The 15212-nt window shown below is 69.5% G+C and carries 18 protein-coding genes and 1 tRNA gene; 9 read left to right on the top strand and 10 right to left on the bottom strand.

Translation table 11 applies throughout. The features are described from left to right. Positions 1-45 precede the first annotated feature (45 nt). The 3 genes from dnaN to AOM45_RS03400 form a co-directional block, all read right to left on the bottom strand. Positions 46-1137 (bottom strand): DNA polymerase III subunit beta, encoded by a 1092-nt coding sequence (gene dnaN / locus AOM45_RS03410; protein WP_030469455.1) that lies wholly within the window; start codon positions 1135-1137, stop codon positions 46-48. Positions 1138-1271: 134 nt separating this feature from the next. Further along, positions 1272-2162 (bottom strand): Gfo/Idh/MocA family protein, encoded by an 891-nt coding sequence (locus tag AOM45_RS03405; RefSeq protein WP_030469456.1) that lies wholly within the window; start codon positions 2160-2162, stop codon positions 1272-1274. 14 nt (positions 2163-2176) lie between these two features. Further along, positions 2177-2533, bottom strand: coding sequence for a hypothetical protein (locus tag AOM45_RS03400; protein ID WP_030469457.1), 357 nt, complete (start codon positions 2531-2533; stop codon positions 2177-2179). Positions 2534-2572: 39 nt separating this feature from the next. Between AOM45_RS03400 and AOM45_RS03395 the strand changes: the two genes are divergently transcribed. Continuing rightward, positions 2573-3367 (top strand): NUDIX hydrolase, encoded by a 795-nt coding sequence (locus tag AOM45_RS03395; RefSeq protein WP_030469458.1) that lies wholly within the window; start codon positions 2573-2575, stop codon positions 3365-3367. After that, positions 3364-4173: an MBL fold metallo-hydrolase gene (locus AOM45_RS03390; protein ID WP_030469459.1), complete on the top strand. Its 810-nt coding sequence runs from the start codon at positions 3364-3366 to the stop codon at positions 4171-4173. Before AOM45_RS03395 ends, AOM45_RS03390 begins: the two co-directional genes overlap by 4 nt. On the opposite strand, the gene AOM45_RS03385 is transcribed toward AOM45_RS03390, so the two are convergent. From AOM45_RS03385 to sp36, 4 genes are read right to left on the bottom strand one after another with little or no spacing between them, the layout of a single operon-like run. Continuing rightward, on the bottom strand, positions 4167-5345 hold the full coding sequence (locus tag AOM45_RS03385) for a hypothetical protein (RefSeq protein WP_051783976.1): 1179 nt from the start codon (positions 5343-5345) through the stop codon (positions 4167-4169). The genes AOM45_RS03390 and AOM45_RS03385 overlap by 7 nt on opposite strands. 11 nt (positions 5346-5356) lie before the next feature. Then, the gene (locus AOM45_RS03380; RefSeq protein WP_030469461.1) at positions 5357-5959 is read right to left on the bottom strand and encodes a hypothetical protein; all 603 of its coding nucleotides are present in this window, start codon (positions 5957-5959) and stop codon (positions 5357-5359) included. Between the two features lies 1 nt (position 5960). Beyond that, a complete protein-coding gene (locus AOM45_RS03375; RefSeq protein ID WP_030469462.1) occupies positions 5961-6413 on the bottom strand; it encodes a RidA family protein in 453 nt (150 codons plus the stop codon). Continuing rightward, on the bottom strand, positions 6410-6565 hold the full coding sequence (gene sp36 / locus AOM45_RS50510) for a Sp36 family protein (RefSeq protein ID WP_112262548.1): 156 nt from the start codon (positions 6563-6565) through the stop codon (positions 6410-6412). Before sp36 ends, AOM45_RS03375 begins: the two co-directional genes overlap by 4 nt. 68 nt (positions 6566-6633) lie before the next feature. Here sp36 and AOM45_RS03370 point away from each other — a divergent pair, with 68 nt between their 5' ends. The 3 genes from AOM45_RS03370 to bagB are packed head-to-tail and all read left to right on the top strand — an operon-like array spanning position 6634 to position 9043. Further along, positions 6634-6885 carry a hypothetical protein gene (locus AOM45_RS03370; RefSeq protein ID WP_030469463.1) on the top strand — a complete coding sequence of 84 codons (252 nt, stop codon included), beginning with the start codon at positions 6634-6636 and terminating at the stop codon, positions 6883-6885. A 44-nt stretch (positions 6886-6929) separates the two neighbouring features. Then, a complete protein-coding gene (gene bagA, locus AOM45_RS03365; protein WP_030469464.1) occupies positions 6930-7922 on the top strand; it encodes an ATPase BagA in 993 nt (330 codons plus the stop codon). Continuing rightward, positions 7919-9043 (top strand): ATPase BagB, encoded by a 1125-nt coding sequence (gene bagB / locus AOM45_RS03360; protein WP_030469465.1) that lies wholly within the window; start codon positions 7919-7921, stop codon positions 9041-9043. The genes bagA and bagB overlap by 4 nt, the downstream gene beginning before the upstream one ends. A gap of 4 nt (positions 9044-9047) precedes the next feature. Here bagB and AOM45_RS03355 read toward each other — a convergent pair whose 3' ends face one another. Then, complete coding sequence (locus tag AOM45_RS03355) at positions 9048-9338, bottom strand: WhiB family transcriptional regulator (RefSeq protein WP_030469466.1); 291 nt, start codon at positions 9336-9338, stop codon at positions 9048-9050. A gap of 238 nt (positions 9339-9576) precedes the next feature. On the opposite strand from AOM45_RS03355, the gene AOM45_RS03350 reads away from it, so the two are divergent. Beyond that, complete coding sequence (locus AOM45_RS03350) at positions 9577-12036, top strand: penicillin-binding protein (RefSeq protein WP_035911363.1); 2460 nt, start codon at positions 9577-9579, stop codon at positions 12034-12036. 1 nt (position 12037) lies between these two features. Here AOM45_RS03350 and AOM45_RS03345 read toward each other — a convergent pair whose 3' ends face one another. Next, positions 12038-12688 carry a GntR family transcriptional regulator gene (locus AOM45_RS03345; RefSeq protein WP_051783977.1) on the bottom strand — a complete coding sequence of 217 codons (651 nt, stop codon included), beginning with the start codon at positions 12686-12688 and terminating at the stop codon, positions 12038-12040. Positions 12689-12740: 52 nt separating this feature from the next. Between AOM45_RS03345 and AOM45_RS03340 the strand changes: the two genes are divergently transcribed. After that, positions 12741-13457 (top strand): HAD-IA family hydrolase, encoded by a 717-nt coding sequence (locus tag AOM45_RS03340; RefSeq protein WP_030469469.1) that lies wholly within the window; start codon positions 12741-12743, stop codon positions 13455-13457. Between the two features lie 43 nt (positions 13458-13500). Here AOM45_RS03340 and AOM45_RS03335 read toward each other — a convergent pair whose 3' ends face one another. Beyond that, positions 13501-13971 carry a GatB/YqeY domain-containing protein gene (locus tag AOM45_RS03335; RefSeq protein ID WP_030469470.1) on the bottom strand — a complete coding sequence of 157 codons (471 nt, stop codon included), beginning with the start codon at positions 13969-13971 and terminating at the stop codon, positions 13501-13503. Between the two features lie 68 nt (positions 13972-14039). Here AOM45_RS03335 and AOM45_RS03330 point away from each other — a divergent pair, with 68 nt between their 5' ends. After that, complete coding sequence (locus tag AOM45_RS03330) at positions 14040-14993, top strand: metallophosphoesterase (protein ID WP_030469471.1); 954 nt, start codon at positions 14040-14042, stop codon at positions 14991-14993. A gap of 19 nt (positions 14994-15012) precedes the next feature. Beyond that, positions 15013-15086: transfer RNA gene (locus tag AOM45_RS03325), tRNA-Pro, on the top strand. The last annotated feature ends 126 nt before the right edge of the window (positions 15087-15212 follow it).

The following is a 15212-nucleotide window of genomic DNA, read 5'->3' as shown; positions in this document are numbered from 1 at the left end:
CAGCCCTTCAACGCATCCGCGAGCCAGCGTGAGCTCGCAGCCCGTTCAGGCCACCGAGCGCATCGGCACGACCAGGTAGGTCAGCTCCACCCCGTCCTCGCCCGGCGTCGACGTCAGCACCGTCGACCGGAGGCCGTCCTGGATCTTCAGCTCGATCCGGCGGCCCGCGAACGCCTTCAGCGCGTCCGCGAGGTAGCGGGCCTGGAACGTCTTCGTCACGCGGTCGCCCTCGACCGTGGCCTTGACGAACTCCTCCGACTCGCCCTGTTGCGGATCGCTGCCCTTCACGCGGACCTCGCTGTCCTCCACCTGGATGGTCACCGCCTGGTGCGGGCCGCCGTAGGGAGTTGCTCTGCGGACGGCGCGGGCCAACGCGTCCGCGTCCACGAGCACCGTGCTGTCGATGACTGCCTCCAGGAGTCGGCGCGCCCGGTCGTCCGGGAACGGAGCGGCCAAGAGTGCGGTGGAGATCGAGTTGTTGTGCCAGGAGAGGCCCAGGCGGTCTTCGTTCGCGTGCAGAGCGACCCTGCCCGCGGCCTGCCGGGCGGCTTCGGCGATGGGCTTCGCCGGTACCAACAGGTCCACTTGACCTTCTTGTTCCCACGGCAGGGTCGCGTAGGCCATGCGGTAGCGGTCGGTGGCGATCACGTGCAGTTTCTGGTCGTCGGACTGGATGCGGATGCCGGTGAAGATCGGCAACGCGTCGTCCTTGCTCGCCGCGCCCGCCACCGCAGCGATGATCTTGAGCCTGTCGGCGTCGAGGTGGCCCTGCCGCGGCGGCAGTTCCGGGACGCCGGGGTGGTTGTGCAGGTCGAGCAGCGGGATCGCGAACCTCGAGCTCGGCGTGCGGACGGCCAGCCGCTGGCCCTCGACCTTGAGCCTCACCCGCGGGTCGTCGAGTGCCTGGAGGGTCGCGGCCAGCGGCTTCGCGGGCACGAGCACCTCGCCTTCGGTGTGGACGGTGGCGGGCACGGTCAGGCGCACGCCGTGCTCCTGGTCGCTGCCCGCGATCTCGACGTCCGTGCCGGCCTTCAGGCGAAGCCCGGCCAGCACCGGGTCGAGCACGCGCGTGGGCAGCAGCCGCGCCACCTCGGCGGCGGCGCCGGCGAGCTCGGCTGTCGTGGCGGTGAGGTCCATGCCGGGGACGTTAGCGACGACCCCTGACAATTTTGGATCGCCTCGACCGGAGGCAAGGTAGCCGGTGTGCACACGGAGCGGAAGCGTTTCGTCTCAGCGGGTGACGGACGGGTGCCCGCCGATCGGCCCAGCGGTCACGCCCCGGCCTTGCTCCGCGCCAGGTCGATGATCCGCTGCAGGTGCAGCCCGCGTCGCACGTCACACTCGTGCGCGGTGGTGCCGCTGTCCACCATCGCCACGAAGTCGTCGAGCAGGTTCGTGAAGCACTCCAGCGCGGGCGTGTCCCGGTTCGTCAGGGTGCGCGCGCCGTTCACCCCGAACACCGTGAAGTCCGCGAACGGCGGTTGCAGGGGCAGCGACAGGCACAGCGAGACCGTGCTCGTGGCGCCGCCGGCGTGCTGCAGGATCAGCTGCCACAGACCCGTCGACGAGACGTTCGCCGCGATCACGTCGGTGATCTCGCCCAGTGCCGCGTCGAGCAGGTCGAGTGCGTGCGGGCCCACGTCGTCCAGCGCGCCCTTGTCGTGGCGCCACGGGGAGTTCGAGAACGGGCCGTCCAGCAGCGCGCCCGAGATCCAGCGGCTGTCGGCGCCGGTCCAGCCGCCCGTGCGGTGCAGCTGGGCCAGCATCTCCTTGGTCTCCGGGGCGTACCGGCGGGTCAGCACGACCAGGGAGGCGACGCCGGCTTCAGCTACCGCAGCGGCCAACTCGGAGGCGACCTCCACCGACTCCGCGATCGGCTTCTCCAGCACCAGGTGCTTGCCCGCCCGCGCCGCCTCGATCGCCATCGGACCCTGCACGCCCGGTGGCACGCAGAACGCCACGGCGTCCACTGTGGACAGCATCGAGGCGTAGTCCTCGAACGGCTCGGCGCCGTAGCGGCCGGCCAGTTCCGCGGCGGCTTCCGGGCGGCGCGCCCACACGCCGGTCAGCGCGGTTCCCGGGTGGTTCGCGATGCCGGGGGCGTGGATCATCTCCGCCCACGGTCCGGCGCCGACAAGTCCTACGCGCAGCTGTTCGTCCACTCGCACATCCTGCCTCAGGAGTAACTGGCCTTGGGGACGAAGATCTCGCCGCCGTTGCCGAACTTCAGGCGCATGCCGTCGCTCGTCGTCTCCCGTTTCGGGTCGTGGTCCCAGCCGGCGGGCACGGTGACGACGTGGCCGCGGTCCGGTGTCGGGCCGAGCCAGATCTCGTAGTAGGTGCCGCCAACGAGCCGTTCGACCTTCTTCACGTACACGCCAGGAGCAGTGGACGTCGGGTCCACGCTGATCACGGTCGTGCGGTCGGGCACGAACATCACCACGCCCGCCACCGCGGTCAGGCCGGTGCCCAGCACCGCGCCGAGCAGGAACAACAGGATCTGCACCAGACAACCGGAGACCTTCGTCGCCATCACACCATCCTCGGGTAAGCGCGGTCGTACGCTCGGAGGATGCCCGACGACATGACCTTGCCGGGGAACCTGGTACCCAGCTCGCCCGCTTCCCAACCCGCGCAGGCCCGCGACGCCGTCACCGTCGTGCTGCTGCGGGACGGTGACCAGGGCGTGGAGGCCTTCCTCCTGCGCCGTGTGAAGGGCATGGCGTTCGCGGGCGGCATGACCGTCTTCCCCGGTGGTGGTGTCGACCGGCGCGACGCCGACACGTCCGTCGCCTGGGCCGGTCCGCCGCCGCAGTGGTGGGCCGACGCCTTCGGGGTGGACGAGTCGACGGCCCGCGCCTTCGTGTGCGCGGCCGTGCGCGAGACGTTCGAGGAGTCCGGTGTCCTGCTCGCGGGGCCCGACGCCACCTCCGTCGTCGCCGACACGTCGATCTTCAGCGAGGCACGGCGGCAGCTCGTCGACCGCGAGATCTCCCTCGCCCAGTTCCTCACCGCCAACGGCCTCGTGCTGCGCGCGGACCTGCTGAGGCCGTGGGCGAACTGGGTCACCCCGTACGAGGAACCGCGCCGCTACGACACCCGGTTCTTCGTCGCCGCCCTGCCGACCGGGCAACGCGCCGACGGCGAGACGACCGAGGCCTCCGACGCGTCGTGGCAGACCCCCGCGGAAGCCGTCCAGGACGCCCAGGAAGGCCGCCGGATGCTCATGCCGCCCACCTGGCGCACCCTCGACGAGATCGGCGCTCTCGGCAGCGTTGAGAAGGTCATGGCCGAGCAGCGCAGCGTCGAGAAGATCATCCCGAAGCTCATCCGCGACGGCGACGTCATCCGGGTGGTGCTCCCGTGAGCGGCTCCCCGCTGATCGGCGCCCGCGCCGCGCACCCGCAGTACGGCGAACTGCGCCAGGTCACGCCGCACGCCGCGGTGCTGCTGGCCGACAACCCGTCACCGATGACGCTCGACGGCACCAACACGTGGCTGCTCAAGGCACCGGACGCCGACGAGTACGTCGTCATCGACCCCGGCCCTCTCGACGAGGCCCACCTCAAACGCATCGCGTCGTTCGGCCCGATCGCGGAAATCCTGCTGACGCACGGACACCCCGACCACTCCGAGGGCGCCCGTCAGTTCGCAGAGCTCGTCAACGCCCCGGTGCGCGCGCTCGACCCGACGTTCACCTACGGCTCCGAAGGGCTCGTGGACGGCGACGTGATCACCAGCGCCGGCCTGGAGCTGCGCGTCCTGGGCACGCCCGGCCACACCAGCGACTCGCTGTGCTTCGTGATCGACGGTGAGGCCGTGCTGACCGGCGACACGGTCCTCGGCCGCGGCACGACGATCGTGGCTCACCCCGACGGCAAGCTCGGCGACTACTTCGAGTCCCTCAGGCTGCTCGCCGAACTGCCCGAGCACACCGCCGTGCTGCCCGGCCACGGCCCCGAGCTCGCGGACGCCGGCGAGGCCGCGCGGATGTACCTCGCCCACCGGAAGCTTCGGCTGGACCAGGTCCGCAGGGCGGTCGAGGAACTGGGCGGCGCACCGACACCGCGCCAGGTCGTCGAGATCGTCTACGCGGACGTGGACAGGGTGCTGTGGCCCGCCGCCGAGTGGTCGGTGCGGGCCCAGCTGGAGTACCTGCGCACCGGCTACTGAGGCTGGTGCCCGTTGTTCGCCACCCCGAACGCCGACTGACGCGACGAGGACCTGTCGATCTGCCAGCGACCGGAGTCGGTCGTCTTGGCACCGGTCTGCTCCCGCTGCGCCAGCTCCTCGTGCAGCTGCTGCAACAGGGCGCGCTCGCGCTCGCTGAGGTTCGCGTCCACGGACGACGGTTCGGCGGGCGACTCGGCCAGCGCGGCCTGCAGCGCCGCCAGCTCGTCGGCCTTGAGCTCGGTGGTCACCTCGGCCCTGTTGATCGGCGTGGGCTCGGGGAGCATCTCGGCCCGGTCGATCGGCGAGGGTCCGGGGAGCAGCTCGATCCCGGCCTCGGTCGGCACGATCGGGATGCGCTTCACGGGCTTGGGAGGAAAGGGCTGCGAGCCTTCGAGATTCGACGAAGACGAACGCGTGCGACGTGAGCCGGTCTCTTCCACGGGCTCCGGCGCCGGTGTCGGCTCTGCCACCGGCGCCGGAGCGGGAAGTTCTTCCGACTGGTCGAACCAGGTCGCCGCCGGCTCATGAGCCATGGCCGGCTGTGCTGGAGGGGCCGGCGTCACCGGAGCGCCGGACATCGGCACCGCCCGTGAGGACGTCACCGCCGACGCGTGGTAGTCGCTGAGCTGCGTGCCGGTGGTCAGCACCTCGACCGAGGCGCGGACGCCGGCCTTCCGCAGCACCGCGTCGACCCGGTAGGCCGTCGCGGGCGCGAAGCCCTGCGGACCGATGTCCACGAGGACCACGCGCTGCGGCAACGGGCCCGGCGTGGCACCGGCCGGCGACGAACGCCAGACGCACCGCACCGAACGGACGTCGGGCAGCACCGACACCGCGCGGGTCAGCAGGCTCGCGACGTCAGAGGCCGGGTCGGTCTCGGACGTGAAGCGGTGGCGCAGGAACGGCAGCATCTCGACGACCGGCAGGCGGTCGGTCAGGGAGGCGTCCGAGCGGACCTCGTGGAGGATCCACGTGATCGCCGCCCTCTCGTCGGGCAGCACCGGGATGCCGCCGGCGAGGAGCGTGCCGACGAGCAGTTCGATCGAGCGGTCCAGTTCTCCGACCGCGAGGAACTCGCGGGCCTGCGACAGGGCGTCGTCGTCGACACGCCCGGCCATCGACAGCAGGAGATCGTGGAGACGGACCGGCAGGCCGACACCGTCGTTCGTCACGTCAACTCTCCTTAGCTGAGCACCAGGTGCTCATCGGACTCGGCGCCGGCGCAGACCAGCTCCGATGCCGCCAGCGCCGCCCGGTGGTAGGGCGGCAGGTCCAGACCGGACGGCACGACCTCGACACACGGGTCGTGTTCGCCCAACGCCCGCAGAACCCGCTGCAGCTCACCGGTCAGCCTGGCGTGGCCGGTGGTCGCCGCGACCAGCAGGACGCGGTTGACCCCGGACGGACCGATGCGCCAGCAGGAGCGAACCTCACCGACCCCGTGCCGGCCTCGCAGCGTGGCACCGAGAACGACGGTCGCGGAATCCCCCATCGGCACCCGATCGGGTGACTCCGGGGAAAAGGTGTAGTCGGTGGGGGGCAGTTCGTCCAGCCCTTTGACCGAACTGACAGCACCCGGTTCGGCCCCGTAGGGCACGAGCGCGTCCTGCAAAAGGCGCATCTCGTGATCCGTCAGAGGGATGCGTCCGTGCAGCAGAGTGCGCGGCAACGACCGCGCGAGCACCGCGTATGCGTCCGAGGCCGCCCAGTCCCGGTACCGCCACAGCAGCTCGTCCGGCAGCCGGCCGGCGAGTCGCAGCAGCAGTTCGTGGCACGTGTCCGACATGTCACACCTCGACGATGAGTTCGATCTCCACCGGAGCGCCGATCGGCAGCTCGGCCACCCCCACGGCCGACCGGGCGTGCTTGCCCGCGTCGCCGAAGATCTCGCCGAGCAGCTCCGAGGCACCGTTCACGACGCCCGGCTGACCGGTGAAGCCCTCAGCGGAGGCCACAAAGCCGACAACCTTCACGACTCGCTTGATCGAGTCAATCCCCACGAGCGCGTGGACCGCGGCCAAGGCGTTGAGGATGCAGGTCGCGGCGTACTGCTTGGCCTCCTCGGGGGAGACCTCCGCGCCGACCTTGCCGGTGGCGGGCAGCTTCCCGTCGACGAACGGCAGCTGGCCCGAGGTGAAGACCCAGGGACCGCTCTGCGTGGCGGGCACGTAGGCGGCGAGCGGGGCGGCGACTCCGGGGAGCTCGACGCCGAGCTCCTTCAGGCGCGTGCTCCAGGTCATCCCTTCACCCGCTTCAGGTACGCGACGTGCTGCTCACCGGTCGGGTTCGTCAGCACGGTGACCAGCTCCCAGCCGTCCTCGCCCCACTGGTCGAGGATCTGCTTCGTGGCGTGGATCAACAACGGCACGGTCGCGTACTCCCACTTCGTCATGCGCCGAGCCTAACGCGCCACCCGATCGACCTATGCGTGGTTCCGGCCGTTCGGGCTACCTTGATCACATGGAGACCTGGCGGATCGTCGCCACCAGCCTGTTCGCCGTGGGCGGGCTGGTGATGGTGCTCGTCGCCATGGCGCAGGTGCGTGACCGCAAGCACAGCCAGCGCGCGGCCGTCGTGCAGGCCGGGTTGATCGGACTGGCGGTCGTGGTCGTCATCACGGCCAGCATCGCGCTGTGGCTGCCGTCGGTCGTGGCCTGGGCGCTGGTCGCCGCCACCGCCATGGCCGTTCTCTTCCTCACCATGGCTGATTGACCGGCTGGTCCACGCCTGACCGGTTTCGCACCTAGTCTGGAGGTGTGACGTCGTGGACCGAGGAGCTGACCCGAGCCCGTCTGCACGTGGTCTCCGGCAAGGGCGGCACCGGCAAGACCACGATCGCGGCCGCGCTGGCGCTCGCGCTCGCCACCGGAGGCCGCCGGGTGCTGCTGGTGGAGGTCGAGGGCCGGCAGGGCATCGCCCAGCTCTTCGACCGCGCCCCGCTGCCCTACTCCGAGGAACGGATCGCGTCCGCGCCGGGCGGCGGTGAGGTGCACGCGCTCGCCGTCGACGCGGAGGCCGCGCTGCTCGAGTACCTGGCGATGTTCTACAACCTCGGCTTCGCGGGCAGGACGCTGCGCAAGATGGGCGCCATCGAGTTCGCGACCACGCTCGCACCCGGCCTGCGGGACGTCCTGCTGACCGGCAAGGTCAAGGAGTGCGTGAACCGGACGGGTCCCGACGGACGCCACCTCTACGACGCCGTCGTGCTGGACGCGCCGCCGACGGGCCGCGTGGTGAAGTTCCTCGACGTCACCAAGGCCATGGCCGACCTGGCGAAGGTCGGGCCGATCAAGGGGCAGAGCGAGGGCGTGGTCCGGCTGCTGCACTCCGGTGACACCGCGGTGCACCTGGTGGCGCTGCTGGAGGAGATGCCCGTGCGCGAGACCCTGGACGCGGTCGCCGAGCTGGACGCCGCCGATCTGCGACCGGGTGCGGTGCTGGTCAACCGGGTCAACCCGATCCGGCTGCCCGCCCGTTCGATCTCGGTCGCCGCCGAAGGCAGGGTCGACGAGTCGCGGGTGCGCGCCGGGTTGCAGGCCGCGGGTCTCGACCTCGACGAGTTCACGCTCGAAGGTCTGGCCGACGAGACGGTGGAGCACGCCATCCGGGTGCAGTCGGAGAAGGAAGCGATGGAACTGCTCAGCGAGTCGGACCTGCCGACGCTGGAGCTGCCTGAGCTGACGGACGGGGTGGACGTGGCCGCGCTCTACGAACTGGCCGAGGTGCTGGTCACGGCGGGTGTGCGGTGAACAAGCTCGAGTTCGACCCGTTGCTGGACGACCCGGCGACCCGCGTGCTCGTGTGCTGCGGCTCGGGCGGTGTCGGCAAGACGACCACGGCCGCGGCGCTGGCGTTGCGAGCGGCGGAACGGGGCCGGCGCGTCGTCGTGCTGACGATCGACCCGGCGCGCAGGCTCGCGCAGTCGCTCGGCCTGCGGGAGCTCGACAACCACCCGCGCGAGGTCGTCGTCGAGGGCTTCGAGCCCAAGGGCGAGCTGTTCGCGATGATGCTGGACATGCGTCGCACGTTCGACGACATGGTGCTGACCCACGCGGGCCGCGACCGGGCCGACCAGATCCTGTCGAACCCCTTCTACCAGACCATTTCCTCGTCGTTCTCCGGCACGCAGGAGTACATGGCGATGGAGAAGCTGGGTCAGCTGGTCGCGCAGGACGAGTGGGACCTGATCATCGTCGACACCCCGCCGTCGCGGTCGGCGCTGGACTTCCTGGACGCGCCGCAGCGGCTGTCGACGGTGCTCGACGGCAAGTTCATCAGGATGCTGTCGGCGCCGGCACGGGCGAGCGGCCGCGGCCTGCTCAAGATCGTCGGTACCGGCTTCAGCCTCTTCACGCGTGCGGTGTCCACGATCGTCGGCGGTCAGCTGCTGCAGGACGCGTCGACGTTCGTGCAGGCTTTCGACAGCATGTTCGGCGGATTCCGCGAACGTGCCCAGCGCACGTACGAGCTGCTCCGCTCACCGGGCACCGGGTTCGTGGTGGTGGCGGCGGCGGAACCGGACGCGTTGCGCGAAGCGAGCTACTTCGTGGAACGGCTCAGCGCCGAGGGCATGCCGTTGTGCGGGCTGGTCGCGAACAGGACTCATCCCGTGCTCGCGGCGGACCTGCCCGCGGCGAAGGCGATCGCCGCAGCGGACGACCTGGACCGCTCCGGTGAGGCGCCGCTCGCCGCGGCGGTTCTCCGGCTGCATGCGGACCGGGTAGCAGTCGCTGATCGGGAAAAGCGGCTGCTGGCCCGGTTCACACGTGCTCACCCCGGTGTTTCGCTGGTCGGCGTGCCCGCGTTGCCCGCGGACGTGCACGACCTGGACGGCCTCCGGGAGATAGGTCGGCGGCTCGCCGGGGAGTGAGCTGCTAGCCGACCCTCGTGTCCTCGAGGTGCTCCTGACGTGCGTTGTCGAGGAGCTCGAGCCACGATTCGACGTCCGGACGGCGGCGCAGCAGAGCGCGGCGTTCGCGCTCGGTCATGCCTCCCCAGACCCCGAACTCGATCCTGTTGTCCAGCGCTTCGGCCAGGCATTCCATGCGAACTGGGCAACCCAGGCACACGAGCTTCGCCTTGCGCTGCTCCGCACCTCGGACGAAGAGCTGGTCGGGCTCCTCATCTCGGCACGAAGCGTTGATACGCCAATCCCCCTGGTTCATATCCCCCACTCCTCAGTGCTGTCCAAATGTGGAAAATCCGCCACACCCCTGCCACGGATGCCGTAGCGTTCGAGCTACGGCAACATTCCTTGGACGTTGACGGACTGTAGTGCCGTTCGGTTCCACGTCCAACCCTGGGTCACCCGACTGTTACCTGTCTTGCGCACTTCTACTCATGCTGCGTAACGGGCCTTACTGATCACCTTCACCCGTTCGTGTACGGCGTACGCTGACCTGCGTGCGAGTCAGGAATGGCGTGCTCAAGATGCTCGGCCTGTGCCTGCTGGCTGGGGTTCTCCTCGCCGGCATGCTGTTCCCAGTGGTGGGCGCGACGGGCCTCGTGTCCAACCGCGCCAGCGACACGGTGGACAGCATCTCGGCCGACCTCGTGACCACGGACCCCCCGCTGATCACGACGGTCACCGACAAGGACGGGGCGCCGATCGCCTACCTGTTCGACCAGTACAGAGTGCTGACACCTCCCGAGAAGATCTCGCCGACCATGAAGGCGGCGCTGATCTCGGTCGAGGACCGCCGGTTCTACGAGCACCAGGGCGTGGACTGGAAGGGCACCATCCGTGCCGGTCTGACGAACCAGGTCAGCGGCTCGGTGTCGCAGGGCGCCTCGACGCTGACGCAGCAGTACGTCAAGAACTACCTGGTCCACGTCGTGGCGCGGAACAACAAGCTGGAGCAGGCCAAGGCCCAGGAGCAGACCATCGCGCGCAAGATGCGCGAGGCCCGGATCTCCCTGCAGCTGGAGCGAAAGCTCGGCAAGGAGGAGATCCTCGCCAGGTACCTGAACGTCGTGCCATTCGGTTCCACCATTTACGGCATCGCGGCGGCGTCCCAGGCTTACTTCAACACCACGCCGGACAAGTTGACGGTCCCTCAGGCCGCGATGCTCGCCGGAATGGTGAACAGTCCGTCAGCACTCGACCCCGAAGCGTATCCGGACAAAGCGCTGGAGCGGCGCAACAAAGTGATCGACAGGATGGTCGAGAACGACAAGCTGTCGCGCGACGCGGGCGAGGCGGCGAAGAAGGAAGGACTCGGACTCGCGAACCCTGTTCGCACACCACCGAACGGTTGTGTCGGCGCCGGTCCGGAAAACGGTTTCTTCTGTTCGTACGTTGTGAATTACCTGCAACGCGCCGGGTTCAGCGAAGAACAGCTCCGCACCGGCGGCTACACCATTCAGACCACTTTGGACAGAGCAGCCACCTCGACCGCGAAGGCCGCGGCGGAGGCGGGTGTCGGCAAGAACATCGACGGCATCGCGAACACGATGGCGATCGTCCGGCCGGGCAAGGAACGCCACGAGGTGCTGGCGCTCGTCGCGAACCGCGACTACGGCCTGAAGGCCGACCAGCGGCAGACGACCTACGACCTGCCGAGCGGTGTGGAGAACAAGTTCGGCGCGGGTTCGGTCTACAAGGTCTTCACGGCCGCGGCGGCGCTGGAGAAGGGTCTCGGCATCGAGAACACCATCGCGACGCCGACCCACCACGTCTCCCGCGTGTTCAAGGGTGGCGCCCAGCGCTGCCCGAGCACCGGTGAGCCCGGCACGCGCTGGTACTGCCTCTCGAACTTCGACGGCAGCTACCCGTCGTCGATGTCGTTGCAGCAGGCCCTCGCAACCTCGCCGAACACCGGCTTCGTGATCCTCGAGGAACAGACCGGCATGGACGCCGTGGTCGACATGGCGTCGCGTCTGGGCATGCGCGAGACGATGGCGACGAACCTGCAGGGCACCCGGCCGGACCCGAAGGCCAAGGACAAGCAGAACCGCATCTCGCAGACCGAGTTCTACAAGCAGAACGGCGGCAACGCGTCGTTCACGCTGTCACCGGCACCGGTGTCCACTCTGGAGCTCGCGAACGTCGTCGCGACCATCGTGAGCGGCGGCAAGTGGTGCCCGCCGACCCCGATCGCCAAGGTGCTCGACCGCAACGGCAAGGCCGTCCCGGTCAACGAGGCACCGTGCGAGCAGGTCGTGGCCGAGGGCCTGGCGAACGGTCTCGCCGCCGGCATGAGCAAGGACGACCAGGGCAGCGGCACCGCCGCCGCGGCCGCCCGCGCCGCCAAGTGGACCCGCCCGATGATCGCGAAGACGGGCACCACCGAGGAGTACAAGTCGGCCGCGTTCATCGGCGCGACCCCCGACTTCGCGGGCGCCGTGCAGACGTTCAACGACGGCACCTCGCCACGCCCGATCTGCCTGGCGGGTGCGGGCGCACCACGGTTGTGCGGCAACGGCAACATCTTCGGCGGCACGATCCCCGCAAGGACGTGGTTCGACACCATGACGAAGATGCACGCGTCGTTGCCGGTGAAGCAGCTGGCGCCGGTCGAGCAGCGCTACCTCAAGGGCGGCAGGGAGATCCAGGTGCCGGACGTCGTGGGCAGGCAGGTCAACGACGCCGTGCGGATCCTGGAACAGGCCGGCTACAAGGTGAGCCAGCAGACGGTCAACTCCGAACAGTCGAAGGGGACGGTCGTGAGCCAGTCGCCGCGCGGCAACGCGTTGCGCGGCACGGTGATCACGCTCTCGGTGAGCTCGGGGTACGTGCCACCTCCCGTGGCGACGGAACCGTCGAACCAGCCGCCGGCCCCACCGGGCCAGCCGGGCAATCCCGGCAACCCGAACGAGCCACCGCCGATCACACTGCCGACCGAGCCCGGGGAACCCAGATAGCTCAGGCCAGCATCGCCTTGAGGCGCTGAACGCTCGCGTCGACGTGGGCGCGGATCTCGGCGACCGCCCTGTCGCGGTCGCCGAGACGGATGGCGTCGAGGATGACCTGGTGCTCGGCGACGACCTCGTCCGGCGTCTCGGACCTGGTCAGGACCGTGAGGTAGAAGCGCAGCTCCTTGGTCAACGCGGCGAAGAACTCGTCGAGCCGGGAGCTGTCGAGCAACGCGACGATCGCCTGGTGGAACGCGAGATCGCGGTCGACGATCGCGCGCAGGTCGCCGGCTTCCGCAGCTGCGCGCAGCTCCTCGAACGCCGCGGTGATCGCGTCGAGCTGCTCCGGGCGCGGGGTGCGGGCGACCGCGGCGGTCTCCAGCCGTTCGCGGGCGGTGTAGAGCGCCTCGACGTTCTCCGGCGTGGGTGCGATGACGACGGCGCCGCGGTTGACCTCGTAGCGGACCAGACCGGTGAGCTCGAGGATGCGGACGGCCTCGCGGATGGTGTTGCGCGCGACGCCCAGCTCGGCCGCGATCGCGCTCTCCCTGAGCCTGTCACCAGGGCCGAAGGCACCGGCCATGATCCGTTCGGCGAGGCCGTCGGCGAGCTGCTGGGCCGTCGTCGTGCGGCGCACCTCGAGACCGTCCAGGGCTGACATGCGGCTAGTTTAACCAGTTGCCCTACAGTTCAACTGTATTACAGTTCGGGTCATGGATCTGACGAAGTTCCAGGCACTCAGCTTCGACTGCTACGGCACGCTCATCGACTGGGAGGCTGGCATCGCCGCCGTGCTCTCACCGTGGGCGCGCGAACAGGGACTCGATCTTCCCGACGAGGAACTGCTGCTCGCGTACGCCCCGCACGAGGCAGCGGTGGAGGCGGAGACGCCGTTCAGGCTGTACCCGGACGTGCTGGCCACGGCGTTCCGCCGGACCGGTGCCGCGCTGGGCCGCGAGGTGAGCGACGAGTGGGCGCAGCGGCTGGGCTCGTCGGTGCCGGACTGGCCGGCGTTCCCCGACTCCGCCGATGCGTTGGCGCGACTGGCTTCGCGCTACCAATTGATCATTCTGTCCAATGTGCACCGCGCGGGGTTCGCGGGCAGCAACCGGCAGCTGCGCGGGGACTTCGCCGCGATCATCACCGCGGAGGACGTCGGCGGGTACAAGCCCGCAGAGAACCACTTCCGGGCGCTGGACACCACGCTCGGTTCGTTGGGTGTGGACCGTTCCGGCCTGCTGCACGTGGCGCAGAGCCTGTTCCACGACCACGTCCCGGCCAAGCGGGAGGGGCTGCCGTCGGTGTGGATCAACCGGCGGCGCGAGCGGCCGGGCTGGGGCGCGACGCCGCAGCCGTCCGGCGAGTACAGCTACGACCTGGAGTTCGGGTCGATGGGCGAGTTCGCGGACGCCGTCGACAAGGCGTTCTAGAAAGGGGTGCCGCAGCGGGGTTCCGCCGCTGCGGCACGCTTCGTCAGTTCGCGAGCCTGGACTTCACCGCGGCGGCCACCCTGCCACCCTCGGCACGCCCGGCGACCTCGGCGTTGACGGCCTTCATCACCTGGCCCATCTGCTTGGGCCCCGGCGCCTCACCGAGCTGCGCGGCAACGGCCTCGACGGCCTTGTCCACAATGGACGCGAGCGCGGCGTCGTCGAGCTGGGCGGGGAGGTAGGCCTCCAGCACGGCGAGCTCCTGGCGCTCCAGCTCGGCCTTCTCGGCCCGGCCGGCACCGTCGAACGCCTCCGCGGCCTCCTTGCGCTTCTTCGCCTCGCGCGTGAGGACCTTCACGACGTCGTCGTCCGAGAGCTCACGGGCCTCCTTGCCCGCGACCTCCTCGTTCGTGACCGCCGTGAGCGCCATCCGCAGCGCACCGGCCGTGACCGTCTCCCTGGCCTTCATGGCCGCAGTCAGGTCGTTCTGCAGCCGCGTCTTCAACTCCGCCATGGCGCAGAACGGTACCGCCCGCCGGATGCCGCGCCGATCGAGTTATCCGCCTTCCGTACCCTTGACACGTGAACACGCTCGGTCGCGCACTCCTCGCCACCGCCGCAGTCGGCACCGCCACCATCGCGTACGCCGCCGGAATCGAACGAAGGCACTGGACCCTGCGCACGGCGACCGTGCCGGTCCTGTCGCCGGGAGCCAGGCCGATCCGTGTGCTGCACATCTCAGACCTGCACATGACGCCGAACCAGGTGTCGAAGCAGCGCTGGGTCGCCGCGCTCGCCGACCTGAACCCGGACTTCGTGGTCAACACGGGCGACAACCTCGCGCACAAGGACGCCGTCCCGGGTGTGCTGCGCGCGCTCGGCCCGTTGCTCGACAAGCCGGGCGTGTTCGTCTTCGGCAGCAACGACTACTACGCGCCGAAGCTGAAGAACCCGGTGCGCTACCTGCTGCCGTCCTCCAAGACCAAGCGCATCCACGGTGTGACGCTGCCGTGGCGCGACCTCCGCGCCGGCATGGTCGAGCGGGGCTGGGAAGACCTGACGCACGTGCGCAAGACGATCAAGGTCAACGGCCAGGAGATCTTCTGCGCGGGCCTCGACGACCCGCACCTGAAGCGCGACCGCTACGCCGACATCGCCGGCGCCCCGGACCCCGACGCCGTGCTGCGCCTGGGAGTCACCCACTCCCCGGAACCGCGCGTGCTCGACCCGTTCGCCGCCGACGGCTACGACTTCGTGATGGCCGGCCACACCCACGGCGGCCAGCTCCGCGTGCCGTTCTACGGCGCCCTGGTGACCAACTGTGAACTGGACCGCTCACGCGCCCGTGGCGTGTCGCGCTGGGGCTCGCACATGTGGATGAACGTGTCCGCGGGCATGGGCACTTCGCCGTACGCGCCGGTGCGGTTCTGCTGCCCTCCGGAGGCTTCGCTGCTGACCCTCGTTCCTCGGCCCGTTACGCCTGGTCAGGGGCGAAATGAGGGGGTCCGATTCGGAGCTGGCGCGGACATGATGTAGAGTTCTACTCGTTCCCAGCCGGGGTGTGGCGCAGCTTGGTAGCGCGCTTCGTTCGGGACGAAGAGGTCGCAGGTTCAAATCCTGTCACCCCGATTAAGAATCGGGCCGATTCCACGATGCAGTGGAATCGGCCCGATTTTTGTTTTCCGCCGACTTGGCCAGAAGGTCCCTTCCACTCCAGAGTCAAAGGTCCTTCCCGTGTTCGGAAAAAGACATCAA

It is taken from the genome of Lentzea aerocolonigenes (assembly GCF_000974445.1).
In the GTDB taxonomy this organism is placed as follows: domain Bacteria; phylum Actinomycetota; class Actinomycetes; order Mycobacteriales; family Pseudonocardiaceae; genus Lentzea; species Lentzea aerocolonigenes.
This window is presented reverse-complemented; position numbering and strand designations above follow the sequence as displayed.

Bases quoted from the DNA above. Each gene is read 5' to 3' on its own strand.
- AOM45_RS03355 (WP_030469466.1), bottom strand. From the start codon at position 9,338: ATGAACCAGGGGGATTGGCGTATCAACGCTTCGTGCCGAGATGAGGAG.
- dnaN (WP_030469455.1), bottom strand. From the start codon at position 1,137: ATGGACCTCACCGCCACGACAGCCGAGCTCGCCGGCGCCGCCGCCGAG.
- AOM45_RS03400 (WP_030469457.1), bottom strand. From the start codon at position 2,533: ATGGCGACGAAGGTCTCCGGTTGTCTGGTGCAGATCCTGTTGTTCCTG.
- AOM45_RS03375 (WP_030469462.1), bottom strand. From the start codon at position 6,413: ATGACCTGGAGCACGCGCCTGAAGGAGCTCGGCGTCGAGCTCCCCGGA.
- AOM45_RS03335 (WP_030469470.1), bottom strand. From the start codon at position 13,971: ATGGCGGAGTTGAAGACGCGGCTGCAGAACGACCTGACTGCGGCCATG.
- AOM45_RS03340 (WP_030469469.1), top strand. From the start codon at position 12,741: ATGGATCTGACGAAGTTCCAGGCACTCAGCTTCGACTGCTACGGCACG.
- AOM45_RS03380 (WP_030469461.1), bottom strand. From the start codon at position 5,959: ATGTCGGACACGTGCCACGAACTGCTGCTGCGACTCGCCGGCCGGCTG.
- AOM45_RS03395 (WP_030469458.1), top strand. From the start codon at position 2,573: ATGCCCGACGACATGACCTTGCCGGGGAACCTGGTACCCAGCTCGCCC.
- AOM45_RS03345 (WP_051783977.1), bottom strand. From the start codon at position 12,688: ATGTCAGCCCTGGACGGTCTCGAGGTGCGCCGCACGACGACGGCCCAG.
- sp36 (WP_112262548.1), bottom strand. From the start codon at position 6,565: ATGACGAAGTGGGAGTACGCGACCGTGCCGTTGTTGATCCACGCCACG.
- AOM45_RS03370 (WP_030469463.1), top strand. From the start codon at position 6,634: ATGGAGACCTGGCGGATCGTCGCCACCAGCCTGTTCGCCGTGGGCGGG.